The organism is Anabaenopsis sp. NIES-4685, assembly GCF_059725405.1.
Genome location: NZ_AP043602.1, coordinates 1,488,949 through 1,515,548, shown reverse-complemented (window position 1 = coordinate 1,515,548; position 26,600 = coordinate 1,488,949). Strand labels below are relative to the sequence as shown.

Genomic DNA, 26,600 nt, shown 5'->3' with positions numbered 1-26,600 from the left:
TGCCTTGTAGGAAATCATCAACAAATTGTTTTTGGACTTGCATAGTCGAAAAAATAAGAAAGGGGTAAATTCCAGCATATCCTTGATCCTACTTAGTAGGATATCAGACAATGGGGGCAAAGCGATCGCCCCACCCAGCGCCAACATTGGAAATCTTGTTTAATCTGGGTGGAATTTGCCCCAGTACCCCTTATGCTAACCATTGGGTTATGAATAAACTGTAATAGTTCAACCCTGACCACAGACTGAGCAAAAAGGATGAAGCACGGATGAGTAAATTTATTGATACTGCAATTGAAGCCATTGTAGCCCGGGAAATTCTCGATTCCCGGGGGAGGCCGACAGTGGAAGCGGAAGTACATCTAGCTGGTGGTGCTGTGGGGGTAGCTCAGGTTCCCAGTGGTGCTTCCACCGGGACATTTGAAGCCCACGAGCTGCGGGATGGGGACAAAAGCCGCTATGGTGGTAAGGGGGTACTCAAAGCGGTAGAAAATGCCAATCGGGTATTAGCACCCAAATTACTAGGCTTGGATGTGCTGAACCAAGAACTGTTAGACCGGACGATGCTCGCTACAGATGGTTCCCCTAACAAAGCCAATTTAGGGGCTAATGCAATTTTAGCCATTTCCTTGGCAGGAGCCAAAGCCGGGGCGGAGGCCTTGGGGATTCCCCTCTATCGCTACTTAGGCGGACCGTTGGCGAATTTGTTACCTGTACCCTTAATGAATGTGATTAACGGGGGCGCACACGCTGCAAATAATGTGGATTTTCAAGAGTTTATGATTGTCCCCATTGGTGCGTCTTCTTTCCGGGAAGCTTTGCGCTGGGGTGCGGAGGTGTTTGCTACTCTCAGCAAGGTGTTAGATGACAAAGGTTTACTGACTGGTGTGGGAGATGAGGGGGGTTTTGCTCCTAACCTAGAGTCCAATCAGGTAGCTTTAGAATTATTGGTAGCGGCGATTAAACAAGCTGGTTACAAACCAGGGGAGGAAGTGGCTTTGGCTCTGGATGTAGCGGCCAGTGAGTTTTACAAAAATGGACAGTATGTTTATGATGGTAAACCCCACGCTCCCGCTGAGTTTATTGATTACCTGGGTCAATTAGTGGCAGAATATCCTATTGTCTCCATTGAAGATGGGTTACATGAGGAAGACTGGCAGAATTGGCAATTACTCACCCAAAAGTTAGGCTCTCAGGTGCAGTTGGTGGGTGATGATTTGTTTGTTACCAATGCTACCCGCTTACAAAAGGGGATTGAGCTAACAGCCGGTAATTCTATTTTGATTAAACTCAATCAAATTGGCTCCCTGACGGAAACTTTGGAAACCATTGATTTAGCTACTCGGAACGGTTTCCGCTCGGTAATTAGCCATAGGTCTGGGGAAACTGAAGATACTACCATCGCGGATTTAGCTGTGGCTACCCGTGCGGGTCAAATTAAGACCGGTTCCCTCTGTCGCAGTGAACGGGTGGCGAAATATAATCGCTTGCTGCGGATTGAGGATGAATTGGGCGATCGCGCTGTGTATGCGGGTACTGTAGGTTTAGGGCCGAAGTAGGGAGAGGGGAAATAAATTCCCCATGTCCCAGATTAGGGATAAAATCCTAATTGGGGCAGTCCCAAGGTTTCATCCCAACCCATCATTAAGTTTAAACACTGTATAGCTTGACCCGCCTGTCCTTTAATCAGGTTGTCAATGGCTGACATGACAATCACTCGGCGAGTGCGCGGGTCAACTTCTATGCCAATGTAGCAAAGATTGCTACCGCAAGCCCATTTAGTTTGGGGATAAGTACCATTATCGCAGACTTTCACCCAGGGGGCGTGACGATAGAAGGCTTTATAGATGGTAATCAGGTCATCCCGCACTAATCCAGGGTCGCGGAGTGTGGCGTATACTGTGGCTAAAATTCCCCGCACCATGGGGATGAGGTGGGGGGTAAATTGAACTTTGACATCGTGACCGGCTAAATCACTACAAATCTGCTCAATTTCTGGGGTGTGGCGGTGATTAACAACACCATAAGCCCCCAGGGAGTTATCCGCCTCAGCTAATAATAGGTTAATTTTCCCCTGTCTACCTCCCCCTGATGTGCCAGATTTAGCATCGATAATGGCGCTTTCAGGGACGATGAGACCTTGTTTAAGTAGGGGGGAGAGGGCTAAAAGGCTCGCAGTGGGGTAACAACCAGGACAACCCACTAGCTGGGCTTCTGCAATGCGATCGCGGTAAAGTTCTGGTAATCCATATACTGCGGTGGCGGCGATGGTGTCATCGGTTCTCTGACCGCCATACCAATTAGTATAAGTGGTTAAATCGCTAAATCGATAATCGGCACTCAGATCCAGTACCTTACATCCTTTAGCACACAATTGGGGCGCAATTTGATAAGCCAGGCCATTGGGTAGGGAAAGAAAGACTACCTCACAACGGTGAGCAATGACATCTGGTTCCACTGGTTCGATTGGTAAGTTAACCAGATGAGCCAGATGGGGGTAGAGGTCTGCAAAAGACCGACCAGCACTAGTTTCACCCCCTAAATAAACTAGTTCAACTTCTGGATGTTCCATCAGTAATCTGACTAGTTGCACTCCCCCATAACCTGACGCGCCAACAATTCCCACAGGTACGCGTCTAAAATTACCCATAATTATGAAATCCTCATCGGTTTTTAGTTAAGGTGGTTAATTCTCAAATATGAGCTAGAAAATGCACGGCATACAACAATACACCAATTACCCTCAATGCTGGGTTGTGGCAAGATTTTACACTTTTACTAGACAAAATCAACATTTATCTCCAAAGATCACCACAGATCAATATTTATTTAAGTAGCGTTACCCGGTATTCCGCTTCCCAAGTGTTACCGGAAAAGTGATCAGTCTGGCAATTTAGTTGTAATCCAAATAAACAAGCTACAATCTATAAGGAAGAAATTGTAAGAAAAATTTACTTTTGGTAGCTGGAATTTTCTGTGTCAAAGCCTAAGCCTATACGAAAGACTGATTCTACTCCCCTGAATGGGAACGACTCCCCCACGGTTGTACCGACCACCGGGGACAACATTGATGGTGCTGTCTCTTCAACTCCAGCCTTTAAATTTGATTCCATTGATGCTGCTTTGGCAGACTTAAAAGCAGGTCGTGTCATTGTGGTAGTAGATGACGAAAATCGCGAAAATGAAGGCGACTTAATTGGTGCAGCCCAATTTGCTACCCCAGATATGATTAATTTTATGGCGGTGCAAGCTAGGGGGCTGATTTGTCTGGCGATGACAGGCGATCGCTTGGACGAATTAGACTTACCCTTAATGGTAACCAACATCACAGATACTAACCAAACAGCATTTACAGTTAGTATTGATGCGGGTCCAGAACTAGGTGTTACTACCGGAATTTCCGCCGAAGACCGCGCCCGCACGATCCAAGTGGCCCTCAACCCAGGGACTAAACCTACAGATTTACGCCGCCCTGGTCATATTTTCCCCATTCGTGCCAAAATGGGGGGTGTACTCAAACGGGCGGGACATACCGAAGCAGCTGTAGATTTATCTCGATTAGCGGGGTTATATCCGGCTGGGGTAATTTGTGAAATTCAAAACCCTGACGGTTCCATGGCGCGGTTACCGGAGTTAATTGATTATGCCCAAAAGCATAATCTGAAAATTATTAGTATTGCGGATTTAATTAGTTATCGCCTCCAACACGATCGCCTAATATACCGTGAGGTGGTCACTAAACTGCCTAGCCAATTCGGTCAGTTTGATATTTACGCCTATCGCCATACTCTGGATAATACAGAACACGTGGCCATTGTCAAGGGTAACCCCGCTAATTTCCCAGATGCAACAGTGATGGTGCGGATGCACTCGGAATGTTTAACCGGTGATGCTTTGGGTTCTTTACGCTGTGACTGTCGGATGCAGCTCAAAGCAGCACTCAAAATGATTGAATCCGCTGGTCAAGGTGTTGTAGTTTACCTGCGACAAGAAGGGCGGGGAATTGGTTTAATTAATAAGCTCAAAGCCTATTCTTTACAGGATATGGGTCTGGATACGGTAGAAGCTAACGAGCGTCTGGGTTTTCCCGCTGACCTACGGGATTATGGAATGGGGGCGCAAATGCTCATGGATTTGGGGATCAAGAAAATTCGCCTGATTACTAATAATCCCCGGAAAATTGCGGGACTCAAGGGTTATGGGTTACAAGTGGTTGACCGCTTACCGTTATTGATTGAGGCTAATGATTATAATTCCTATTACCTAGCTACTAAAGCCCAAAAGCTGGGTCATATGCTGTTACAGACTTACTTGGTCACAGTCGCAATTAGTTGGAAAGATGACCAACAATTATTCACTCAACGCTATGAACGTTTAGAACAACTGCGACTGTTAGCTAAACAAAATCATCTATTATTACAGGAAGAAGCGCGCCCTCTGGGGTTGGCGCTGTTTGCTCAGTCGTCTTTAACAGTACATTTGGGCTTTGACCAAGCAAATGTGGCTGATAGTAATTGGTATCGGCAAAATGGCCATCCTTACTTACAAGCAATTTTCCAAATCCTGGATAATTTAGTTACTTTACCCTACGTGAATAAGTTAGAATTTTTGATTTCTGCTGGTAGTGACCCCTTAAGTAACTTGCAAGTTAAGCTAGACCGTCAGAATTTCTCTTTTAATACCCTACCTTCGGCAATATGCGATCGCCTGGAAACTCAGCAAATTTACAGCTTTACTTTAGCCTAAAAAGATATGACATAAATTAATACCGATATTTCCCTAGTACTTATGGCGGCTGGTATTATTCCGGTATATTGTGCGATCGCTATCTATATATAGTCATCCTATTTGACTTGAGAAATTATGAGTGAGGAAAGGGAACAGGGAACAGGGAACAGGGAACAGAAATTGTTCATGAATCATTTAGGATTGCTATATTCTGGTTCCCCTGTAGGATCTGTGCGATCGCATGGTGGGAGTAATTTTTAATATTATATTAAATACATAATATGAGTAATTTGTCAACCATCTAAACCCAGAGAATTATTTTGTTACTTGGCATTTTCTGGGCTAAATAGGTGATAAGATGACAAAAACTTGACATAATCAGGGTTTGAGAGTTGATGTTCTAACGCCAATTAAGTCAAGTGGTCAATAGATATTAAACACTTGCGGAAAACTTTGATCAAGTAACTACTCACCTATGGAAATTAATAATTCTAAAGCCATGAAAATGGCACTCGCTTCTCAAGAAATTTATCACAAGTTTGAGGTGATTTCTAATTCGGGTTTTTTTACTAACTGGTCTTCACCTCCACATCTCATTAATATAGAGGCGACTGATACTCAAGTGGCGATTTTAAGTGATACCCATGAGACTACTATAGTCTTTCGTGGCAGTGAATCCCGCTTAGATTGGAAAACCAATTTAAATTTCTGCAAGCAGAGAAAAGAGTTTTTTCAAGGGGTTATTGAGAAAGGAATTATTGCTGAATATCAACAAATCTATCCCTACTCTGCAAGTAAAAACTCTGGGATTTAATTCATCGGGGCTTTGCTAATGCTTATTTGTCTGTAAGATATCAACTTCATAACTATATTCAAACTAATCAGGTTTCTCGTCTGACTGTCACTGGTCATAGTTTAGGCGGTGCTTTAGCTACGATCTGCGCTCTTGATCTGCAATATAATTTTAATTCCATACTCTCTGATATTGAAGTCTATACTTTTGGCGCACCGAAAGTAGGTAATAAGAAGTTCTATCAGTCCTATGATAAACGTGTCCCCCAAACCCATCACTTTATCTACGGTCTTGATATCGTACCTTCTCTACCTCGTTGGTGGCAAGGTTATTTTTATGCTCCGCAAAGAATAAGATTAAGTTCTCGATGGAAATTAAACTTCTTATCTGCTCGGATTAAAGACCATTCTATTAGTAGCTATATTCGCTGGTTGGAAAAGTTACTTTAGACGATGTTTGATAACTTTTCAATAGGTAATTTTTATCTAAGGGAACAGGGAACAGGGAACGGGGAACAGGGAACACACCCAAGTATTTATAGCCTTTTTTATTCAATGATCAATCAAAAATTTAATTTTGAGCCTGATAGGTGGGAATTAGTTCCCGATAGCTATGAAGTAACCGTAAAAATTGATTACTATCAAAACTAATGGGGTCGCTTCTCTCTCCAGAACGGTCTACATAAGCATGGGTAGTGATGCGGTACTCTGGAACTTGACTTTGAGCAATTAACCAGGCCAGAGAATTATATTGTAACTCTGTGTAACCACTATGAGACCGCAGAGAATTTTTACCCCAAGCTTCCGGGGGGGTTTCTAAGGAAACATGATAAGCAAAATTATTGACGGAGGGTGGTAAACTAGGGTTAGTGGTTACGGTTTCTGCACCATTGGGACTCTCAAAAACCGAATTACCCGCGCCAAAAGCTCGTTTATTTGGGGGAACTAAATAAATAATTGTCCCATCCCGTTTAATTAGAGCGTGGTAACTAGCTTGTAGACTCTCATCTGTATGGGGGTTTTGAAAAAAGTTAACCGCACTAGAAGCAGAATTACCGGTTTCATGTAAGACAATCAGGGCTTGATTGTTCACAGGTACGCCATTAACATCATGAGAATAGCGATCGCCATAGTTGCTGGGGTCTACTGGGGCGATTTCATAGTTGGGTCTATATTGGGTAAAAGCTGCTGTAGTTCTGTATCTACTAGAATTTTCAGACTTGGTGACAGTAGGTGGGGGTAAATTTACGGTTGATTTTTCCTGTAATTTTTCCTCTAAGGTGTTTGAGGATTGTAATTGTGCTTGTGGATATTCGCCCCAGTCTGTAGTCACATCGGCTGTTGGTGGGTTAGAGTTGATTTTGTTACCTTCTCGTTGTGTAATTATTCCTAGGGATAACACTATAGTTAGTGTAGTGAATATCAGGAAAATCAGTAATACTCGCGTAGTCCAGTCTCTAAACCTCATTGTAATGGTACTGATAAAAAACTCAATTTAATCTTTCATCTCTTAATGTACAGTAGATTTTATATTTGGAGAGACCTTTTAAAAGTCAAAGTTAGTTAATAATCAAGCCAGTCCTCTGAGTATGATAGGAATCATGGCAATATAGATAGAAGTCTCAGAGGATGTCTCGGTTACTCACCGGTTACTCACCATTTATGCTTAACATCAGTTCACTAGAATCTTCTTTATGGGAAGCAGCAGACCAACTTAGGGCGAATTTATGAATATTTTCTCAACAAATTCGCCATGACAAGAGCGCAGGAAGGGGGAGAATTTTTTACACCACCTTCTCTAGTGCGGCTGATTGTAAATATTATTGAACCTGATCGCAGTTCCAATACTTGTACCTAATAAAAATATAAGACATCAATTTGATCAAAAAGTTTTATCTTCTAGGATATTAGTGCACAAGCTATTATAGTCATCCTATTTGAGTTGAGAAATTATCAGTGAGGAAAGGGAACACACCGAACAGGGAAGAGAAATTGTTCAGAAATCAAATAGGAGTCCTATAGATCAAAACCAAAAACTTAAATAAGCCCGTGATTTAATGCTACCACGCCTGATGAATGGAAAAATAACCGTGTAGAAATAATTAAGTTATAATATAATTAGTTTATGCCAGCAAGAGATAGATTTCACAATGCAGTCAAAAACGGACTACAAAAACAAGGATGGAAAATCACACATGATCCTTATACAGTGAGTTTCGAGTTAGGAGATATGTATATAGATTTAGGTGCAGATAAAATTTTAGCAGCAGAGATAGAAAATCAAAAAATTGCTGTAGAAATTAAAAGTTTTTTTAATACATCCGCAATTTCTGAATTTCACACCGCTTTAGGTCAATTTATCAACTATAGGTTAGCATTATCTGAACAAGAAGCAGATCGTACACTTTATCTAGCAGTTCCCATTGATACCTATACCTCTTTCTTTACCATACGACTGGTACAAAATATTATTAAAAGATATCAACTAAAACTGATTACTTATCAACCGGAAACGGAGGATATTATCGAATGGATAAACTAACCAAATATAAACAAATAATTCAACAACTTCTACAAGAATATGCAGCCTATTCTAGCCAAGATCAAGAAATAGAAACTCAACTAATTTCTGATACCCAAAATCATCATTATCAACTTGTCCATGTTGGTTGGAAAAATCAACGTCGTGTTTATGGCTGTATTGTACATCTCGATATCAAAGATGGTAAAATTTGGGTACAACACAACGGTACAGAAAACGAAATAGGAGAAGATTTAGTAAAATTAGGTATTCCCAAACAAGATATAGTTATCGGTTTTCATTCCCCATTTAAACGCCAATTTACAGATTATGCAGTGGGGTAAATATTAAACCTAAATATTAAAGCCCACCTTTGCTATCCCTGTAATATATCCTCACCAGGATTACTTTTAGGCGTATCCCAAGCGGAACTTGAGACTTCGCAAACAGCAGGGTAAATATATCATAAACCATATTTTAGCAATGTGGAAAATAAGATCCCCAACTTCTCATTGTATGTACTAACGATGAGTCCCGCGCCCGTTTCTATGTCTTAGCTAGGGAAGTTTTCCAGAAGAAAAAAGCCTTAATAACTGAACCCCAATTAACCGCACCCTATCAACCTAAATATAATGCCATAGAAGCTGTATATCAACATTTACAGGAACAAAATAAAATATCTGTTGATATTAATGCTGTGCTTTCTTACTTACAAAAAAATGTACTTAGTGAATTAATTAATGTTGATACTTCCCGTGTTCCTGGTGCAGCTTCAGGAAAAGAGTATGATATTAGTCAGATTAATTTTGATGTTTTAAAAGTTGAATTTACAAAATCTCCCACTAAAAACACTTCTGTACAAAGCCTGAAAGAAGCCATAGAGAAACAACTACAAAGAATGTTAAAACAAAATTCCTCACGGATGGATTATTACGCCCGTTATCAACAAATTATTCAAGAATACAACCGAGAAACGGACAGAGTAACTATTGAACAGACTTTTGAGGAATTGTTAAAACTGGTGCAAGATTTATCAGTAGAGGATACCCGCGCAGTCCGTGAAGGTTTAACTGAAGAATATCTAGCTGTTTTTGATTTACTTTGTGATGCTAAAAACAATTTAGATCCTAAAACCAGAAATCGTATTAAAGACATTGCTAAATCATTAATTGAAAAAGTGAAATTAAAATTACAAAAATTAGAAAACTGGCGAGATAAAGAATCCACAAAAGCCACAATTAAAAATTTTATTCGTGATTATCTCTACAGTGATGAAACGGGTTTACCTGTAGAAACCTATGATGATAGTGATGTGGATAATTTAAGTAATGTGGTATTTCTCCATGTCTATCAGCAGTATGTAAGTGCTAATCATCATCCTTATGCAGCTTGATAAGGTCTTGATATGTATACATCTTTGAATGTAATTGGTTTTTGGAGGCAAATATAATATCTTGGTGCTATAATAGCGGGTTTTGTTTTTTAGACCCTTATTTAGTACAATTGATCTATACATACAAGTGTAGACAAAATATCCAATTTCCAGTTCTAAAATATGGCACGCGGTGAAATTCTCAGAAAACTCTTCAAAAGCTTCTCTCGCAACGAAAGAGAAGAGTTTTTAGCTGCGGCACAAGAACTGATTCAAGAAGAAAGAAACAAAAATCACATCCTGCTGGCTAGAGATTTGGAAAAACTGTTGCACAATGGCAATGGCCATACCAAACCCCTATCATCTAACTTAGCTCCCACCAAATCATTTCCTGAACCACCCAAAGACAAAGACACTGGACTAGCTTTACTGGATGTCAAGCGATTTGACTTGACATGGGATCACATCGTCCTCAGTGAAAAAATATTTGATATCCTGCAAGGAATCGTTCTCGAAAACCGTAAGCAAGATATCCTTGCAGCTTATAACCTCAAGCCCAAAAACAAACTACTCTTTTGTGGTCTACCTGGTTGTGGCAAAACCCAAACGGCAAAAGTTCTCTCTAGTGTCTTGAGTCTACCCCTTGTGTACGTTAACCTAACAGCAGTATTTTCTTCTTACTTAGGTGAAACAGCTACTAATCTTCAGAAAATTTTTACTTACATTGAACAAGGGGAATGGCTGGTTTTATTCGATGAATTTGATGCGATCGCTCGTGATCGAGATAACTTAAACGAACATGGTGAAGTCAAACGTCTAGTTAATAGCTTGTTACAACTTATTGATAATGCAACTAATCAAAGTATATTTGTTGCGGCGACTAATCACGAAAAACTATTAGACAGTGCAGTTTGGCGAAGATTTGACGAGGTGATTTTATTTGACAACCCAACCCTGGAATTACGCACGGCTATTTTAAGCCGTTATCTGTCCGGTATTCGTTATACTAATATAAATCTATCTACTTTTGCAGAACGGCTAGAAAATGCCACTGGAGCAGATATAGAACGTATTTGTTCTGATGCCATTAAAGCGGTAATTCTACGGGGGGAGCGTACCTTGAGGGCTGATGATTTAGAAGTTGCGATAGGACGCTTTTTAGAAAGGCAAAGTATAATAGCAAACTCACAATAATCATCTACGCCAAATCCTCATGGTAAGTCACTTTGAACACCTTAAATTGCCAAGAATTATTAATATCGAATTACCTCGAAGACAGAAACCTGGCTTTGGTGGTGGAAAACGCACTAATCCCGTTGAACATGGTAGACATTTATTAGATCAACTTTCTGGACTGAGTGAGTCTACAAAGCAAAAAAGTAACCCTTTTCGTCTTGACCCAAAATTAATTTTTAAGATAAAAGCTCATCAAAAACTTTCAGACGATCTAGTTAATCAGACAGGATTAGATATCCTAGCATTTGAACCTGATAAAGCCATAGTTGTCTTCTCCTCTGATCTGGAATTAAAAGAATTTAGGAAACGTTTAGAAAATTACAGTCAAATCACCGAAGGACCAGAATATTCATATTTAGGAGCAATTGATGATTTAGTCCCTCTTGAAAGAGAAGATCGCATTGGTCGTCTGTTAGAATTAAAGCCTGTACAACCAGGTGAACTTGCAGCTTTAGATTTGGAACTTTGGCACACAGGCGATCGCAAAGAAATGAAAGCATCTTTAGAACATATTGCCGAAACGCTAGAATACTTTTCCAGCGATACTACTCCTATGAGAATGAGTGATAGCTACGTTGGAGAATATTTGTGTATTGCCAGAATTAAGGTTACTTACGAAGTTTTAGAGTTTTTACTGGAGTTAGAAACTGTTAAAGAAATTGATCGTCCTCCCCAACCTGCATTTGAGAGAACTACCGATTATAATTTACCAATTTCCAATTTTCCTGAAGTTATTTCTCCACCTGAAAAGAATTCCGGCATTCTTGTGATTGACTCAGGTGTACAGAGTGGTCATCCATTAATTGCTCCTGTACTTGGGGAAGCTGATGTATTTCCAGATCCAGGACAGCAATTAATAAAAGGTGGTGCAGAAGATGTAAATGGACATGGTACAAGTGTTGCTGGTATTGCTATCTATGGAGATGTTGAAAATTGCATTAAAAAACTTTGTTTTGATCCAACAGCTTGGTTATTTTCTGCTCGTGTAACAGATGAAGATTGTAAGTATTATGAGGATCTTCTCTTAGAAACTCAGCTTGATCGAGCAATTAAGGCTTTTGTTGATAATTACCCTAATTGTAAAGTTATCAATATCTCCCTGGGTGATTACGAAAAATTTTATATAGATGGAATGAAGCAGTTTCGATTAGCAGCAAAGATAGATGAAATTGCTTATCACTACCAAAACAAAAATATTATTTTTGTGATTTCAGCAGGAAATTCTTATCATGAGGAGTTAGAGTATGAAAAATTACGAACTGAATACCCAAATTATTTACTGAATAAGAATGCTCGAATTATTGATCCAGCAACTTCTGCGATCGCACTAACTGTAGGTTCTTTATCTTATGGACGTGGTAGTATGACAGAACCTGCGGATGTGCGTCGTCAGGCGATCGCAAAATTACCAGGATACCCTTCACCCTTTACCAGAACTGGTTTTGGAGTAGATGGAATGATTAAGCCGGATGTTGTAGATTTTGGCGGAGATTTAGCATTAGACCTCAGTTATCGAGAAGGTTTAGATTTGCCTAAAGTTAGTCAATTAGGAGATAATGTCGCTGGAGTTTCTGTTGTTACTTTCTCCAAAAATTTCCAAAGTTCTTTATTTCACATCTGTAGTGGTACAAGTTTTGCAGCGCCTCGTGTAGCTAACATTGCTGCTCAACTCTTCACAAAATATCCAAATGCAAGTTCTAACCTCATTCGAGCTTTGATTGTTAACTCTGCGGTGCTTCCCAAAGAAATTCCAGATGAATTTAGTAATGGTACAAAATCTCAAAAAATTAAAAAGCAGCTACAAATCTATGGCTATGGACAGACTGATTTAGAACGTGCAATGTATTCTGCTGAAAACTATGTTGTTCTATCAGAAGATAATATTGATATTCCAGTAGGCAAGTTTCATATTTATGAAATTCCCCAATTACCACAGGAATTTTTTGATATAAAAGGTACTCGAACATTATCAGTTACCTTGGCATTTGATCCTCCAACTCGTCCTACTCGTGGCGACTCATATCTAGGAGTAACGATGGAATTTGATCTTTTCAAAGGAATTGATCCTGAAGTTGTTATAAATGCTTATGAAGCTGCTAGTAAAGAAGCTGCTAGTAAAAATAATTCATCTGATGATTCTGTAGAAAATACAAAGACAAAGCTAAAGAAAAAATATGGTGATGGCATTGAAGTCAAATTTTCTCCACGTTCTAATATTCGTAAAAAGGGGACAGTACAAAGAGGACAAGTACAAATTTTCCCGCAGTCCACAAAATATGATCAAGGAAACATGATATTAGTGGTAAGTTGTAATCGTAAATGGGCAAATCCAGATGAAATTGAAATCCAGCGTTATGCTTTAGTCGTTAGTATTAGTCATTCCGATCCTCAAGTTAATTTATATAATCGTCTAAAACTAAAGGTTGATGAGATTGATTTAAGAGAAAGAAACCGAGCAAGGGTTTAAATACTAAAAAGCTGAAAATTAATGTCGTAAAAAGTAAATACATTTGAAAATGGTTTCAACAACCATCCCGACTAGGGGTGGGTTGAAAGAGAACTAGAATTGACTTGCATTAACCATTACAATGGTTGCAAAATAGAAATGTTCATGGGAGGGTTGAAAGGAGTGCTGTGATCAAACACATATCAATAATCAAATAATGCCCTTAGAGCAATAATTTATTGTGTTGTATAGTCAATGTTAAGTTCATGCGACATTAAGCGAAAACTGAGAATAATTAAATTGACTCTGAAAAAAAACACCGCGACATTAAGCGAAAAGCGACATTTAATGTGAGAACGTACAGCAATGTACAACAATGGAGAATAGGAGACTCGAACCCCTGACCTCTGCGGTGCGATCGCAGCACTCTACCAACTGAGCTAATTCCCCAAGGGAGTGGAGAGTAAAAAACCCTCACATACATATCATAATTTTAGCACCCAGGGGCGGTAAGTTTGATATCTTTTTGTAAAAAAACTTCCTGGACTCGTTCTAATTCTAAGTCATACAAATAATCCACAGTCCAGTTACAGCGACGCTGGAGCATATGGAATGGGTAGTTATGAGCCACCCCAAGTACTTGTATGTGGGCTTGTTTAGCCGCTGCGACACCCACGGGAGTGCCTTCAACTGCTAGACATTCAGCGGGTTGGAGATGGAAATCAGGGTATAATTGATTGAGACGTTCCACAGCCAGCAGATAAGCATCGGGTTGAGACTGGGTGGCGCTCAGGTCATCATCGGCGATAATAACAGAGAAATACTCCGACAGCAAAGCGCGTTCTAATACTAGTTCTATTTCCTGGCGAATTGCACCACTGATTAAGGCGAGTTTGACAGTTTGGCAATCATCAGGGGAAATACCGAGCGATCGCACCTGGTTAATAAAATTTAGCACACCTGGATATAAAGGCAGTTCTGAGATGTTTTCCAGTTGCTGGACATAGGCTTGGGCTTTCTGGTGTAGGAGTTTGTTGACATACTCCTGACTAACCACCCTACCACGAGAACTGAGCAACTCTTGTAAATAAGTGCGATCGCTCCTGCGGTATAAAGCCTGGTATTCACCCAGCTTCTGGGGTTGGAGATTTTCTTGGATGAGAATTTCATCTATTAATTGTGAGTGAATCTGCTCATGATTAATAATCACACTCTTAAAATCAAATAAAACTGCCTTTAAACTCATCTTGTTATGCCAAGCCCTGGAGATGCAAAGTCCTGCCAATTATTATTATCTATTGTGCGCGTTTTTTGGTATGGCTACCAAAAAACGCGCACAGTGCCCCTGGTTTCTAACTATGGGGGTGTAGTGCGCTAGGGACTTGGGTCGCATTCCTAAAAATCGTCTGTAAAAATATTAGCTTTAATGTATAATTTTAATACGAGGTGATGCAAGTGTTTAATCTGACTTACGAATTTAAGCTCAAACCAACTCAACAACAAATAGCAATATTTGAAGAATGGTTAGAAACCCATCGACGGGTTTACCGGAACTTGGCGGGAGCGTGAAAGCCCCTGAGAAGCAGCAACGCAGTTGCGTACTTCGTGCTTTAGACAGGGGATGAAACGCGACTTGGTAGGCTTCAGACCTGCTGTGTCCCCTTCGAGTTTTAGGCTATCAATCCAATCTTCAATTAAAGCAGTGATAGTTTTATCCTTTTGAGCAGCATATAAATAAAGTTTATTTCTTCTCCGCTCAGATAGACGTATTGTTAATGTTTTTCTCTTCATAATTGACATACATTGTTAGTATTTAATGTTAGTAAATATCAAGGAGGTGAAAACAATGTATGGATGTCAGCAAAACTTAGTTAACCCAGATAATGAACTTAGAGCAGTCCTTGAGTTTATTTGCTCAGAGTCCCATAAACTGACAAATTGTGGTATCTACTACGCTCGTCAGTGTGTGATTCGTTCTTCCTAAATGAGTAGAAATGCTCAGGGACGGAAGGCAAGACTGGGTAAAAACCAGACTCTTGTAACTCTGTGTTCATGTGGGTGAGAATCCCACCCCCTAGGTGCAAGGGTGACAGCATCTTCCTTACGGTAGCGACTAGCCATCAATCCGTAAAGCACCGAGGAAAAGGCGTTCTTACTGGGAGCCTAACTTGGTACACGCCGAGCAAAGTACCCATGAGTAGTTAACAAAGATGTGCTTGATAACGTCGTAAGCGTAAACCAGCCAAATCAGGCTGATAGGCTGGAACCAAAAGGTAAAGGATAAGGAGACGGCTATTATTGACTAGACCGTTACGCACTTCCAATAAACCCGGCGTAAAGCATCACTCTAAAGGTACACAGTATGAACACACGGAACGAAGTAACCCCTTGTTAGCTCTTTTAGAAGGTCGAGTCTAGAAGTAGGTGCTAACCGGATGCTGCAAGTGGGAAAGATTGAGTCAGAAGCGAACGCTTAGGGTAATGCCTAAGATATGCTGACAGATTCACGGTGATATGGATGATAAAGTCTCTAGTAGGAATTATGTCTAAAACGAGTGTAAAGACTACGGTAGAATGGAACACGATTAACTGGAAACAGTTAGAACGTCGCGTTTACAAAATCCAAAAACGAATTTATCAAGCCTCAGCCCGTGGTGATGTCAAGGTTGTTCGTGGACTCCAAAAGGTGCTGATGAAGTCCTGGTTAGCCAAAGCTTTGGCGACACGTAGGGTAACTCAAGATAACCAAGGAAAGAAAACCGCCGGAGTTGATGGAGTGAAAGCTTTATCACCCAAGGAAAGATTGGAATTGGTAGATGAGTTAAAGCTAGGGTCAAAACCCAAACCAACCCGGAGAGTCTGGATAGACAAACCCGGAAAGGATGAGAAAAGACCACTAGGAATACCCACGATGTATGATAGGGCATTACAGGCGCTTGTCAAACTGGCATTAGAGCCAGAATGGGAAGCTAAGTTTGAACCCAACTCATATGGATTTAGACCAGGGCGCTCATGCCATGATGCCATACAAGCAATATTCAAATCGATAAATCTCAAACCTAAGTTTGTACTAGATGCCGATATTGCCAAATGTTTTGACAAGATTAACCATCAAGCATTGTTAAAGAAACTCAACACCTATCCTAAACTACGCCGACAAATCAAGGCATGGTTGAAAGCAGGTGTGGTTGATAGCAAAGTCTTATTTTCCACAGAAGAAGGCACACCACAAGGTGGTGTAATATCCCCTCTACTGGCAAATGTAGCCTTACACGGTATGGAAGAAATTCTTAAAGAATATGCTTCAAAATTACCAGGTAAAGGTAAAAGTTCTAAAAAGGAGAAGGCTAAAGCAATATCAATCATAAGATATGCAGATGATTTTGTTATCCTGCATGAAAATTTAGCAGTTATTGAACAATGCAGGGAAATCTTAGTCAAATGGCTAAACGAAATGGGATTGGAATTAAAACCTAGTAAGACCAGATTGGCTCATACCTTGTATGAACACCAAACAGAGAAACCGGGATTTGATTTTCTTGGATTCAATGTGAGGCAATATCCAGTCGGTAAATACAACTCAGGATTAAATCCGCATAAGGAAATACTAGGTTTTAAAACCATCATCACCCCATCTAAGAAATCGGTTAAGAATCATTATGAAAAGATTTCCAACACCATTAAAAGAAACTTACCAACGCCACAATTGGGGTTGATAAGTAAACTTAACCCGATAATTAAGGGATGGTGCAATTACTACTCATCAGCAGTAAGTAAAGAAATCTTCAATAATATCTCTAATCAGGTTTATCAACGGCTTTATAGATGGGCAAAGCGCCGACATCCCAATAAATCCAGCAAATGGATAACTAATAAGTATTGGCATACCATCGGAGACAACAACTGGGAGTTTGCAGTAAATATAGATGAAAAGTTCATCAAACTGTACAGACACCCAGAGAGTCCCATTGTACGTCATATCAAAGTTAAAGGCAACGCCTCACCATTTAACGGTGATTGGGTATATTGGAGTTCAAGAATGACAAACCATCCCGAAGCCAATAAAAGAGTAGCGACCCTACTTAAAAGGCAAAAGGGTAAATGTCCAGAATGTGGGCATTACTTTAGGGACGGTGATGTAATGGAAGTAGACCACATCCTACCCACATCCAAAGGTGGAAAAGATGAATACAAAAATCTACAACTATTACACAGACATTGCCACGACAAGAAGACAGCCAATGATGGCAGTCTTGTAGGTATTCATGACAAGAACCATATCATTGAGGAGCCGTATGAAGCGAAAGTTTCACGTACGGTTTTGTAGACGAGTCGGTTGGGTGACTGACCGGCTTAGTTTAATTATATTTCAAAACTAGGAAGTTGATTGGTAAGTACGATTTAGAGAAAGAATATAAGACGAATAAACATTATCAAGTTTTGCACTCTCAAGCAGCACAACAAATTTTGAGGTCTGTAGCAGAATCATTCAAGTCTTTTAAGGAATTAGATAAGAGTGTGATTCGTTCTTCCTAAATAAGCATTTATGCTCAGGGACGGAAGGTAAGACTGGGTAAAACCAGATTCTTATAACTGTGTGTCCATGTGGGTGAGAATCCCACCCCCTAGGTGCAAGGGTGACAGCATCTTCCTTACGGTAGCGACTAGCCATCAATCCGTAAAGCACCGAAGAAAAGGCGTACTTACTGGGAGCCTAACCTGGTATACGTCGAGCAGAAGTACCCATGAGTAAGATTTCCTAAGATGCGCATGAAGTGTCGTCAAGTTCAACCAGCCAAATCAGGCTGACAGGCTGGAACCAAAAGGTAAAGGATAAGGAAACGGCTGCTTTTTGTTAGACCGTTATGCACTTCCGATAAACCCGGCATATAGCATCACTCTAAAGGTACACAGAATGGACACACGGAACGAAGTAACCCCTTGTTAGCTCTTTTAGAAGGTCGAATCTAAAAGTAGGTGCTAACCGGATGCTACAAGCGGGGAAGATTGAGTCAGAAGCGAACGCTTAGGGTAATGCCTAAGATATGCTGACAGATTCACGGTGATATGGATGATAAAGTCTCAAGTAGGAATTTATGTCTAAAACGAGTGTAAAGACTACGGTAGAATGGAACACGATTAACTGGAAACAGTTAGAATGTCGCGTTTACAAAATCCAAAAACGAATTTATCAAGCCTCAGTCCGTGGTGATGTCAAGGTTGTTCGTGGACTCCAAAAGGTGCTGATGAAGTCCTGGTCTGCCAAAGTTTTGGCAACACGTAGGGTAACTCAAGATAACCAAGGAAAGAAAACCGCCGGGGTTGATGGCGTGAAAGCTTTATCACCCAGCGAAAGACTGGAATTAGTTGATGAGTTAAAACTAGGGTCTAAACCCAAACCAACCAGAAGAGTTTGGATTGACAAACCAGGTAGGGATGAGAAAAGACCACTAGGAATACCTACAATGTATGATAGGGCATTACAAGCGCTTGTCAAACTGGCATTAGAGCCAGAATGGGAAGCAAAGTTTGAGCCTAACTCATATGGATTCAGACCAGGGCGCTCATGTCATGATGCCATTGGTGCAATATTCAAATCTATTAATGTCAAACCTAAGTTTGTCTTGGATGCCGATATTGCCAAATGTTTTGACAAGATTAACCATCAAGCATTGTTAAATAAACTGAACACCTACCCTAAACTACGCCGTCAAATAAAGGCATGGTTAAAAGCAGGTGTGGTTGATAGCAAAGTCCTATTCCCCACAGAGGAAGGCACACCACAAGGTGGAGTCATATCCCCTCTACTGGCAAATGTAGCCTTACACGGTATGGAGGAAATTCTCAAAGAATATGTCTCAAATATACCAGGTGGACGTAGGGAGAGAAAGGCTAAGGCAATATCAATCGTTAGATATGCAGATGATTTCGTCATCTTGCATGAAAATTTGGCAGTAATTGAACAATGCAGGGAAATCTTAGTCAAATGGCTAAATGAAATGGGATTGGAATTAAAACCTAGTAAGACCAGATTGGCTCATACTCTGTATGAACATCAATCAGAGAAACCAGGATTTGATTTTCTTGGCTTCAATGTGAGGCAATACTCAGTTGGGAAATACAACTCAGGATTAAACACAAAGAAGGAAATACTAGGATTTAAAACCATCATCACCCCATCCAAGAAATCTGTTAAGAATCATTACGAAAAGATGTCGGACACCATTAAAAGAAACTTAGCAACACCACAATTGGGGTTGATAAGTAAACTTAACCCCATAATCAAGGGATGGTGTAACTACTACTCATCCGTAGTAAGTAAAGAAATTTTCAGTAATATCTCTAAGCAGGTTTACCGACGATTGTACAGATGGGCAAAGCGCCGACACCCCAATAAATCTGATAAATGGATAGCCAATAAATACTGGCATACAATTGGAGGCAATAACTGGGAATTTGCAGCAAAGGTGGATGACAAATTCATCAAACTACATAAACACCCAGAGACCCCCATTGTACGTCATATTAAGGTTAAAGGTAATGCCTCGCCATTTGACGGTGATTGGGTATATTGGAGTTCAAGAATGACAAACCATCCCGAAGCCAATAAAAGGGTAGCGACCCTACTTAAGAGGCAAAAGGGTAAATGTCCAGAATGTGGGTATTACTTTAGGGACGGTGATGTAATGGAAGTAGACCACATCCTACCCCTCTCCAAAGGTGGTAAGGATGAATACAAAAATCTACAATTATTGCACAGACATTGCCACGACAGAAAGACAGCCAGTGATGGAAGTCTTGTAGGTATTCATGACAAGAACCATATCATTGAGGAGCCGTATGAAGCGAAAGTTTCACGTACGGTTTTGAAGACGAGTCGGTTGGGTGACTGACCGGCTTAGTTTAATAGTACAGCAAAGGTGAATTGCATTTTAAGCCCAAGCTACCGAAATATCGTAAGGGTGCAGGGTATTCACTTGTGACCTACCCAAAGCAAGCATTAAAACTTGTTGGTGATCATATAAAAATACCGCTGGGTAATACTGTTAAATGTTGGTTTAAACTTGATAGTTTCTTGCTGCCAATGCCTTCAAACCTAAAGTTTACAGATATTAACGAATTAAGAATACTACCAAGAAACCGATGCTTTTATGCCGAATTTGTCTATGAGCAAAATTCATCACCAAAAATTAATTTTAATCCTCAGTATGCTCTAGCAATTGACCCTGGCATTAACAACTGGTTAAGCTGTGTTTCTAATGTTGGAACTAGTTTTATTGTTGATGGACGCAAAATTAAATCTCTTAACCAATTGTACAACAAGCGTGTTGCGTTCTTAAAAGAAGGTAAACCACAAGGATACTGGGATGAACAACTAGCCCACATCACAGAAAAGCGTAACCGACAAGTGAGAGATGCTGTAAATAAAGCAGCTAGATTAGTTGTTGACTACTGCATTAAATACAAAATTGGTACAGTTGTTTTTGGGTGGAATCAAGGACAGAGACAAGAAGCAAAGTTGGGTAAAACAACTCAATCTTTTGTACAAATACCAACAGCTAAATTGAAGGAACGAGTTAAACAACTGTGCGAATACTACAGCATCAAATTTGTTGAAACTGAAGAGTCCTACACCAGTAAAGCTAGTTTTTTAGATGGTGACTTTCTACCTATTTTCGGCGCAAAACCTGAAGGGTGGATACCAAGTGGAAAACGAGTAAAACGTGGAATCTACTGCACTGGTGCAGGTAAATTAATCAACGCTGATTTGAATGGTGCTGCGAATATTCTTCGCAAAGTAGAGACACAACTAGATTTAAATCTGGTCAAGGTCTGTAGGCGAGTTTTGACCCTCGCTACCAGATATCGCATCTGGGAAACCAAAACTAAAAAGCGGAGGGAAGCGGGTTTCAGCCCTTCCCGTAGCAACAGTTTAGAATCCCCGTCCATTTATGGCGGGGAGAGGTCAAATAGTCAGAGACTGGGGATTAGTGGAAATTAATTTAGCTAAATCTTGCAAGAAAGCCGCCGCATGAGCACCGTAAATAATCCGGTGGTCACAGGTAATATTAACTTGCATCTGTTGACGCACAGCAAAGGAACCATCCCCCAGAGCTACCATTTGGGGACGGGATGCACCAATGGCTAAGATAGAACCTTGTCCGGGTGGTAAGATAGCATCAAAAGTGTCTACCCCAAACATCCCTAAGTTAGAGAGGGTAAATGTCCCACTGTTGTATTCTTCGGGTTGTAGTTGTTTAGCTCTCGCACGTTCTACTAAAGATTTCCAGGAGCGGGAAAGGGAATAAATATCTACCATGTCTGCATTTTGCAAAACTGGTGTGATTAATCCTCCATCATCCATAGCCACGGCTACAGAAATGTTAATACCAGAATGATAAACAATTCCTTGGTCTGAATAGCTGGCATTTAATAAGGGATGTTTTTGTAATGTTACCGCTACCGCTTTAGCCAGTAGGGCTGTCATGGTAACGCCCTTGGATTTAATTTGTTTGTAAAGTTGATCTAAGCCATCGGTGGTAATGGTGTAACCCACACGGAAAACTGGTACAGTCACACTGGCTACCATGTTCCTAACTACAGCATTTTGGAAGGTAGTTAAAGGTACTGTTTGACCAGGAACCATGGGGGACGGGCGGGGACGGGGACGGTGACGGGGTGAAGGTGGGCGCTGGTGTGGGTGTGGGCGCTGGTGGTTTAGCTTGATTGACAGATGATTGTACATCCTCGGCGACGATGCGACCGTAGGGACCGCTACCTTTGAGGGTATTCAAATCAACCTTAAGTTCTTTAGCCAATTTACGGGCGCGGGGTGAAACTACCACTCTTCCTTCGCGGTGGTTAGAGCCATTTTGAGTAGCTAGGGCAGAAGATATACCAACAGGGGCTGTAGTCGCAACTGGTTCTGGTGTGGGGGTAGCGGTAACTGAGCCTGAGTTAGCCAAGGTTTTGGCGGTGGCGATTTCGGCTTCTGTTTCTGCTATGTAGGCGATCGCAGATCCTACTGGTGCGCTTTCACCAGCTGGTACGATGATGTGGGCTAGGTATCCTTCATAGAATGTTTCCACATCCATATCTGCCTTATCTGACTCGACCACCACCACGGTTTCCCCTTTTTCCACCTTATCCCCCGGCGATTTCACCCAGGAAACGATTTTACCTTCAGTCATGGTGGAACTCAGGGCTGGCATGAATACTTCGTGAATGCTCATATGGTGGTATCAGAATCGATGGTTTATGGACTTTAGCAGCTTTTGCCAGATTAAATTGTATCTCGGCTGGCTGAGTTTTCCCGTGGAAATTTTTTCTTTTCCCCGGTAAGAGATAGGTGGGCTAGTTTCCTCATTGTGGTACTTATTTACCAATTCATCCAGGAACCTGATGATCAGATTAGAGTCTATGGTATGTAACAACTATAAATTTTTGCCAATGTTTCAATCATCAGCCCAAGTCTTCTATAAGTGAATACTTTGATGATAAATGTAATAGTTTTACATTCTCACTTACTCTGACCTCTGAAATGTAAGTGGTTAAGTTCAATTTCTTGTTTACTTTTATGTTGTTTAACAAGTGGAATGTTGTTTTAGTTTTGTTAGTAAATATCTTGGCTACTGCTTGCGCCGGGATGGATATGACCGAGGAACCACAATCGCCAACATTGGGAGACAATAGACCCGTTATACAACAGGAAGTTGCCAATGTGCAACATACTGAGGATGTCCCATTATATCCAGGGCGTTATCAATATCAAAGCATACCACTAGAAAATGTGAATGCCATTCTTCAAGGTAGTGATCCTGTGAGTTTAGCCTTAAATGTTTTAGAGGGTAAATCATTAGCTAGAGGTAAGCAGGAAGTAGCAGTCTTTTATCCCCAACCCAGACAAGCCTTAGTGGAAATCACGCACATAGATTCAAATAATTATACCATTGAGACGATTAATTATCGAGTGGAAATGACCACCTTTGGGCGATCGCTGTTAAACAGCTCTCCCCCGATTTGGCAAGTTGTCTGGGCTGGGTCAAAAATAGAATGCACCCATGAAAGTAGCAATAAACAAAAGTTAGCTCAAAGTTGTGAATTTTGACCCGGGACTGTCAACCCCACCTAACATAAGATAAGTGGGGAATTAGTAGCACGACTGTTAAATGTCGCCGCGAATCTCTTGGATAACGCCATCGCGCAGCAGGATTTCTACCTGCATTTTACGAATCAAGTTATCACCCTGTTCAACACGGAAAAAGCCTTCCATTTGAAATTGATTCACTTCTTGCTCCAACTCCAGAAATTGTAATTGCTGGAGGTTTTGTAGCAGTTGATTTTTCTGCTCCAGGAGTTCAGTTTTCTTTTGATTGACTTGGCTGTGAATATTATCGATTTGTTGAAGGGTTTGGGGACTAGGGGGCTGTATAGCCTGCTTTTGAATGGACACAATGGCTCGTTGTCCTTCTAGATCAATCTGTTGCAGTTGCTGGTCACTTTGATTAATCTGTTGCTGTAGTTGCTGTTGTACTTCCTCCTTCCATAGGGGGGTAACAATGGCTTTGACATTGACAACGCGCTTGAGTAACAAATTGGGGTTGGAGACATCCATAAAACTTTCACGTTCACTCTATAAGTTAGCAGACAGAATACTCATCGGGTATACATCCGGTCAATAATCTCCTGATACCTTTCCGTGACTATGTGTCTGCGGATTTTCAGGGTTTGTGTCATCAAGCCATTTTCCAGAGAAAAAGGTTCGAGAATCAACCTGAAGGGGCCAATGCGGTCATCAGGACGATAACCAGGACGGTTTTGTACTTCCCGATTCAATTCTTGTCGAAACAAGTCCTGGATTATTTTACTCTCCAGATCAATAGATGTCCTCATCTGTTCCAGATTTTGAGTTTGTGCCCATTTTTCAAGGGCTTCGGTATTGGGGACAATTAAAGCGCCGATGCTGCGCTGATCTTGTCCCACCAGCATAATTTGATCAATGTAGGGCGATCGCAAGCAAGCATCTTCAATTGGTTGTGGTTCGATATTTTCCCCATTGGTCAAAACAATCGTATCTTTAGCCCTCCCGGTGAGGACTAAATCATTATCTCCTGTCACCCAACCCAAGTCACCGCTATTAAACCATCCTTGACCATCAATAACTTTGGCTGTGGCTTCGGGGTTTTGGTAATACCCCTGCATAACTTGGGGACCTTTCAATAGTACCAAACCTTTTTTTCCAGGGGGTAACAAGTCTTTGCTTTCCGGGTCAACAATTTTGACTTCTGTACCAGCGATGGGCTGTCCAGATGAACCGCGGACATTATGCCAAGGACGGCGGGCGTTAGTCACAGGAGAGGTTTCTGTTAAACCGTAACCCTGCAAAATCTCCACCCCAATAATTTCAAAAAAGTTATCTATATGCTTGGGTAGCGCCCCACCGCCGCTAATTACTTGCTTGATGCGTCCCCCTGTGGCTTGGCGGACTTTGGCATAAACTAGGCGTTCTCCGAGGGTATGAAGGGGCAACAAAGCCAATGCTAGTATCTTAGAGGTGATTTTCTCTAAGCTTGAGGCATGAAGATGATTTAAACTTAGTCCTTGGGCAATGCGTTGTTTTTCGATATAGGTTTCACTGGCTGCTAGTAAAAACTTAATCAGGCGTTGCTTTTTGGCTGGTTGTTCCCGGAACTGTTTTTGCACTCCCTCATAAATCGATTCCCACAGACGGGGGACTGCAATCATGTAATGAGGTTTAAAGTCCTTTAAGTCCTGTTTGACAAAACGCAAGTTAGTATAAATTTGTGTACAACCTTGAGATAGTAAGAAATACTCCCCACTGCGCTCGTAACTGTGCCAAGAGGGGAGGATACTCAAGGCGATGTCTCCCGGCTGTGGTTGTACTATTGTACCCAGGGTTTTAACTTGGTGTAACAAGTTGCTATGAGAGAGCATGACACCTTTGGGTTTACCGGTAGTCCCGGAGGTATAAATCAAAGTTGCTAGGGTATCTCCTGTGACCTGAACTGGTGTCAGGGGATGGTTAGCACCAATTTCTAAGACCTGGGAGAATTTCAACACTTTGGGTGTTGCTTCTGGTGGTGTTTCATCGGAGATTAATATTATCAGTTGAATGGGTAGGTCATTGAGTCCGTCGCCAAGTTTATTGAGTGTGTTTAAGTCCTGTACTACTAGGGCGGTGCTACCACTGTTGGCAATAATAAATAGTAGTTCTGAGCGTTCGGCTTGGGAACTACGAACCGCATTCACTGCGCCAGCGGTCATGATCCCTTGATCGGCAATAAACCACCGCGGACTATTATCGGCTATTAAGGAAATGCGATCGCCTGCTGTGACTCCTAACTTTTGTAACCCAGCTGCAAATTTTTGAATTTGCTCCCCTAACTGGCTATAGGTAATTACCACTTCTGGTGTATTGTGGGGATTGTGCAGAGCCACAATATCACTAAATTGTTTGGCTGCTAATGACCAAATTTCTGGTAGTGAAACCACGTTGCTGTAATCGACTAAACGCTGTAATTCTTGGCTTTCTCGCTTCGTAATCTTTGATAAATAAGCTGGTGTATCTGTACTGTTATTCACAATTCATATCCTCTATTGTTTTAGTAAACGGTTGATTTATTGATTGTTCTGACCTGAGCCTATATTACTAAATAGCTTTACTCTTCAGTGATTGGCTGTAATGCATAGCCTACTGTCTGAGGTATTTCAGCATTTCAACGGTTGTATTGATAAAAATCTATGTTACAGTAAACATATATAAGCTAAAGACGATGGATAGACTGGATAATCTATTGCTTTAGTTATCTTGACTGCCAAAAGCCCAAAAACCTATTTTTTTTTGATGGGGGTGAGTACCCATAAATTTCATGGATGTTTTATTGCTAACTCTCCTCAATGCTGCTGCTTGTTTAGTATTACCTAAATTAGCATCGAAAATTCTAGGCAAAAAAGATACTCAAACACTAGCCAAAGGGTCAACATCATCTCAAGCCAGAATTGAAATCACTAGTTTCCCCTACTGTACCAGTTACGTGTTAACGGGTAAAGAATTCTGCAAGTTTAGACCTCAATTCTGCGCCAAGTGTTCCCAATACTGATCTCCCCGACCAATCTCTGCATAAATCTTGCTCATTTTTTCACATGAAGATGTTGGTAGATAGCGATCGCGTAAGTGCTATCGAGGATCTGTGGATGGGGGTAAGATACCCGACTTCTTAGATAATTAAAGATAATCTCATATGATTTGTCCAGAAGTCGGGAATCTGCGTGACACCGAAGATCATGTATTTGATTATGTTCACCCGATGCGCTGGCTTTTAGATCAAAATAATAGATAGTAAAAACAAATTTTTGATGCGCGGATAATATATGAATTTCATGGATGGTCTATTGCTGACACTGCTAAATACTATCATCTGTATTACCCTCCCCGCCTTTGTCTGTGTAATCACTAATAAAGGACAAAACCAGAAAGTATCAAA

Annotated in this window: 22 protein-coding genes, 1 tRNA gene and 1 pseudogene; 16 read left to right on the top strand and 8 right to left on the bottom strand. The window is 40.9% G+C overall.

Annotation, left to right across the window (positions count from 1 at the left end):
• The first annotated feature begins 269 nt into the window (after nt 1-269).
• Nucleotides 270-1,559, top strand: coding sequence for a phosphopyruvate hydratase (gene eno, locus AC6IZ0_RS06635; RefSeq protein WP_497725512.1), 1,290 nt, complete (start codon nt 270-272; stop codon nt 1,557-1,559).
• A 32-nt stretch (nt 1,560-1,591) separates the two neighbouring features.
• On the opposite strand, the gene argC is transcribed toward eno, so the two are convergent.
• A complete protein-coding gene (gene argC, locus AC6IZ0_RS06630) occupies nt 1,592-2,650 on the bottom strand; it encodes an N-acetyl-gamma-glutamyl-phosphate reductase (protein ID WP_497725511.1) in 1,059 nt (352 codons plus the stop codon).
• 326 nt (nt 2,651-2,976) lie between these two features.
• Between argC and ribBA the strand changes: the two genes are divergently transcribed.
• The 3 genes from ribBA to AC6IZ0_RS06615 all read left to right on the top strand — a co-directional run bounded on the left by ribBA (nt 2,977) and on the right by AC6IZ0_RS06615 (nt 5,970).
• Nucleotides 2,977-4,746, top strand: coding sequence for a bifunctional 3,4-dihydroxy-2-butanone-4-phosphate synthase/GTP cyclohydrolase II (gene ribBA / locus AC6IZ0_RS06625; RefSeq protein ID WP_497725510.1), 1,770 nt, complete (start codon nt 2,977-2,979; stop codon nt 4,744-4,746).
• Between the two features lie 457 nt (nt 4,747-5,203).
• On the top strand, nt 5,204-5,542 hold the full coding sequence (locus AC6IZ0_RS06620) for a hypothetical protein (protein ID WP_497725509.1): 339 nt from the start codon (nt 5,204-5,206) through the stop codon (nt 5,540-5,542).
• Nucleotides 5,543-5,568: 26 nt separating this feature from the next.
• The gene (locus tag AC6IZ0_RS06615; protein ID WP_497725507.1) at nt 5,569-5,970 is read left to right on the top strand and encodes a lipase family protein; all 402 of its coding nucleotides are present in this window, start codon (nt 5,569-5,571) and stop codon (nt 5,968-5,970) included.
• Nucleotides 5,971-6,091: 121 nt separating this feature from the next.
• On the opposite strand, the gene AC6IZ0_RS06610 is transcribed toward AC6IZ0_RS06615, so the two are convergent.
• A complete protein-coding gene (locus AC6IZ0_RS06610) occupies nt 6,092-6,988 on the bottom strand; it encodes a peptidoglycan recognition protein family protein (RefSeq protein WP_497725506.1) in 897 nt (298 codons plus the stop codon).
• A 285-nt stretch (nt 6,989-7,273) separates the two neighbouring features.
• On the opposite strand from AC6IZ0_RS06610, the gene AC6IZ0_RS06605 reads away from it, so the two are divergent.
• The 6 genes from AC6IZ0_RS06605 (at nt 7,274) to AC6IZ0_RS06580 (ending at nt 13,116) form a co-directional block, all read left to right on the top strand.
• Complete coding sequence (locus tag AC6IZ0_RS06605) at nt 7,274-7,378, top strand: N-6 DNA methylase (RefSeq protein WP_497725505.1); 105 nt, start codon at nt 7,274-7,276, stop codon at nt 7,376-7,378.
• 267 nt (nt 7,379-7,645) lie between these two features.
• Nucleotides 7,646-8,062: a XisH family protein gene (locus tag AC6IZ0_RS06600; protein ID WP_497725504.1), complete on the top strand. Its 417-nt coding sequence runs from the start codon at nt 7,646-7,648 to the stop codon at nt 8,060-8,062.
• Entirely contained in the window at nt 8,050-8,385 is a 336-nt protein-coding gene (locus AC6IZ0_RS06595) for a XisI protein (RefSeq protein ID WP_271733403.1), read from the top strand. The genes AC6IZ0_RS06600 and AC6IZ0_RS06595 overlap by 13 nt, the downstream gene beginning before the upstream one ends.
• 167 nt (nt 8,386-8,552) lie before the next feature.
• Nucleotides 8,553-9,434, top strand: coding sequence for a type I restriction enzyme endonuclease domain-containing protein (locus tag AC6IZ0_RS06590; protein ID WP_497726012.1), 882 nt, complete (start codon nt 8,553-8,555; stop codon nt 9,432-9,434).
• A 162-nt stretch (nt 9,435-9,596) separates the two neighbouring features.
• Nucleotides 9,597-10,607: an AAA family ATPase gene (locus AC6IZ0_RS06585; RefSeq protein WP_497725503.1), complete on the top strand. Its 1,011-nt coding sequence runs from the start codon at nt 9,597-9,599 to the stop codon at nt 10,605-10,607.
• Between the two features lie 19 nt (nt 10,608-10,626).
• Nucleotides 10,627-13,116, top strand: coding sequence for a S8 family peptidase (locus AC6IZ0_RS06580; protein WP_497725502.1), 2,490 nt, complete (start codon nt 10,627-10,629; stop codon nt 13,114-13,116).
• A gap of 356 nt (nt 13,117-13,472) precedes the next feature.
• On the opposite strand, the gene AC6IZ0_RS06575 is transcribed toward AC6IZ0_RS06580, so the two are convergent.
• Nucleotides 13,473-13,545 (bottom strand) — tRNA-Ala (locus AC6IZ0_RS06575).
• A 43-nt stretch (nt 13,546-13,588) separates the two neighbouring features.
• The gene (locus AC6IZ0_RS06570; RefSeq protein ID WP_497725501.1) at nt 13,589-14,341 is read right to left on the bottom strand and encodes an HAD family hydrolase; all 753 of its coding nucleotides are present in this window, start codon (nt 14,339-14,341) and stop codon (nt 13,589-13,591) included.
• A gap of 209 nt (nt 14,342-14,550) precedes the next feature.
• Here AC6IZ0_RS06570 and AC6IZ0_RS06565 point away from each other — a divergent pair, with 209 nt between their 5' ends.
• The 5 genes from AC6IZ0_RS06565 (at nt 14,551) to AC6IZ0_RS06545 (ending at nt 21,097) form a co-directional block, all read left to right on the top strand.
• The gene (locus AC6IZ0_RS06565) at nt 14,551-14,664 is read left to right on the top strand and encodes a helix-turn-helix domain-containing protein (protein ID WP_280802073.1); all 114 of its coding nucleotides are present in this window, start codon (nt 14,551-14,553) and stop codon (nt 14,662-14,664) included.
• 277 nt (nt 14,665-14,941) lie between these two features.
• Nucleotides 14,942-15,079 carry a hypothetical protein gene (locus AC6IZ0_RS06560; RefSeq protein ID WP_497725498.1) on the top strand — a complete coding sequence of 46 codons (138 nt, stop codon included), beginning with the start codon at nt 14,942-14,944 and terminating at the stop codon, nt 15,077-15,079.
• A gap of 558 nt (nt 15,080-15,637) precedes the next feature.
• A complete protein-coding gene (ltrA, locus tag AC6IZ0_RS06555) occupies nt 15,638-17,422 on the top strand; it encodes a group II intron reverse transcriptase/maturase (protein ID WP_497725497.1) in 1,785 nt (594 codons plus the stop codon).
• Between the two features lie 769 nt (nt 17,423-18,191).
• Entirely contained in the window at nt 18,192-19,988 is a 1,797-nt protein-coding gene (gene ltrA / locus AC6IZ0_RS06550; protein WP_497725496.1) for a group II intron reverse transcriptase/maturase, read from the top strand.
• 86 nt (nt 19,989-20,074) lie between these two features.
• The gene (locus AC6IZ0_RS06545) at nt 20,075-21,097 is read left to right on the top strand and encodes an RNA-guided endonuclease InsQ/TnpB family protein (protein ID WP_497725494.1); all 1,023 of its coding nucleotides are present in this window, start codon (nt 20,075-20,077) and stop codon (nt 21,095-21,097) included.
• Here the strand turns inward: AC6IZ0_RS06545 and AC6IZ0_RS06540 are convergent.
• Nucleotides 21,062-22,328, bottom strand: a pseudogene (locus AC6IZ0_RS06540) (dihydrolipoamide acetyltransferase family protein). The gene AC6IZ0_RS06545 and the pseudogene AC6IZ0_RS06540 overlap by 36 nt on opposite strands.
• Before the next feature lie 344 nt (nt 22,329-22,672).
• Between AC6IZ0_RS06540 and AC6IZ0_RS06535 the strand changes: the two are divergent.
• On the top strand, nt 22,673-23,203 hold the full coding sequence (locus AC6IZ0_RS06535) for a hypothetical protein (protein ID WP_497725493.1): 531 nt from the start codon (nt 22,673-22,675) through the stop codon (nt 23,201-23,203).
• A gap of 57 nt (nt 23,204-23,260) precedes the next feature.
• On the opposite strand, the gene AC6IZ0_RS06530 is transcribed toward AC6IZ0_RS06535, so the two are convergent.
• The 3 genes from AC6IZ0_RS06530 to AC6IZ0_RS06520 form a co-directional block, all read right to left on the bottom strand.
• Nucleotides 23,261-23,710 carry a YlqD family protein gene (locus AC6IZ0_RS06530; RefSeq protein ID WP_271730917.1) on the bottom strand — a complete coding sequence of 150 codons (450 nt, stop codon included), beginning with the start codon at nt 23,708-23,710 and terminating at the stop codon, nt 23,261-23,263.
• 41 nt (nt 23,711-23,751) lie between these two features.
• Nucleotides 23,752-25,698 (bottom strand): AMP-dependent synthetase/ligase, encoded by a 1,947-nt coding sequence (locus tag AC6IZ0_RS06525; RefSeq protein WP_497725492.1) that lies wholly within the window; start codon nt 25,696-25,698, stop codon nt 23,752-23,754.
• Nucleotides 25,699-25,915: 217 nt separating this feature from the next.
• On the bottom strand, nt 25,916-26,065 hold the full coding sequence (locus tag AC6IZ0_RS06520; protein WP_271730920.1) for a hypothetical protein: 150 nt from the start codon (nt 26,063-26,065) through the stop codon (nt 25,916-25,918).
• Nucleotides 26,066-26,600 lie beyond the last annotated feature (535 nt).

What these genes read in the sequence shown, in the direction of transcription:
- eno (WP_497725512.1), top strand. Translation starts at nt 270, where the DNA reads ATGAGTAAATTTATTGATACTGCAATTGAAGCCATTGTAGCCCGGGAA.
- AC6IZ0_RS06570 (WP_497725501.1), bottom strand. Translation starts at nt 14,341, where the DNA reads ATGAGTTTAAAGGCAGTTTTATTTGATTTTAAGAGTGTGATTATTAAT.
- AC6IZ0_RS06605 (WP_497725505.1), top strand. Translation starts at nt 7,274, where the DNA reads ATGACAAGAGCGCAGGAAGGGGGAGAATTTTTTACACCACCTTCTCTA.
- ltrA (WP_497725497.1), top strand. Translation starts at nt 15,638, where the DNA reads ATGTCTAAAACGAGTGTAAAGACTACGGTAGAATGGAACACGATTAAC.
- AC6IZ0_RS06530 (WP_271730917.1), bottom strand. Translation starts at nt 23,710, where the DNA reads ATGGATGTCTCCAACCCCAATTTGTTACTCAAGCGCGTTGTCAATGTC.
- AC6IZ0_RS06595 (WP_271733403.1), top strand. Translation starts at nt 8,050, where the DNA reads ATGGATAAACTAACCAAATATAAACAAATAATTCAACAACTTCTACAA.
- AC6IZ0_RS06535 (WP_497725493.1), top strand. Translation starts at nt 22,673, where the DNA reads ATGTTGTTTAACAAGTGGAATGTTGTTTTAGTTTTGTTAGTAAATATC.
- AC6IZ0_RS06600 (WP_497725504.1), top strand. Translation starts at nt 7,646, where the DNA reads ATGCCAGCAAGAGATAGATTTCACAATGCAGTCAAAAACGGACTACAA.
- ltrA (WP_497725496.1), top strand. Translation starts at nt 18,192, where the DNA reads ATGTCTAAAACGAGTGTAAAGACTACGGTAGAATGGAACACGATTAAC.
- AC6IZ0_RS06620 (WP_497725509.1), top strand. Translation starts at nt 5,204, where the DNA reads ATGGAAATTAATAATTCTAAAGCCATGAAAATGGCACTCGCTTCTCAA.
- AC6IZ0_RS06560 (WP_497725498.1), top strand. Translation starts at nt 14,942, where the DNA reads ATGTATGGATGTCAGCAAAACTTAGTTAACCCAGATAATGAACTTAGA.
- AC6IZ0_RS06585 (WP_497725503.1), top strand. Translation starts at nt 9,597, where the DNA reads ATGGCACGCGGTGAAATTCTCAGAAAACTCTTCAAAAGCTTCTCTCGC.
- AC6IZ0_RS06610 (WP_497725506.1), bottom strand. Translation starts at nt 6,988, where the DNA reads ATGAGGTTTAGAGACTGGACTACGCGAGTATTACTGATTTTCCTGATA.
- AC6IZ0_RS06580 (WP_497725502.1), top strand. Translation starts at nt 10,627, where the DNA reads ATGGTAAGTCACTTTGAACACCTTAAATTGCCAAGAATTATTAATATC.
- argC (WP_497725511.1), bottom strand. Translation starts at nt 2,650, where the DNA reads ATGGGTAATTTTAGACGCGTACCTGTGGGAATTGTTGGCGCGTCAGGT.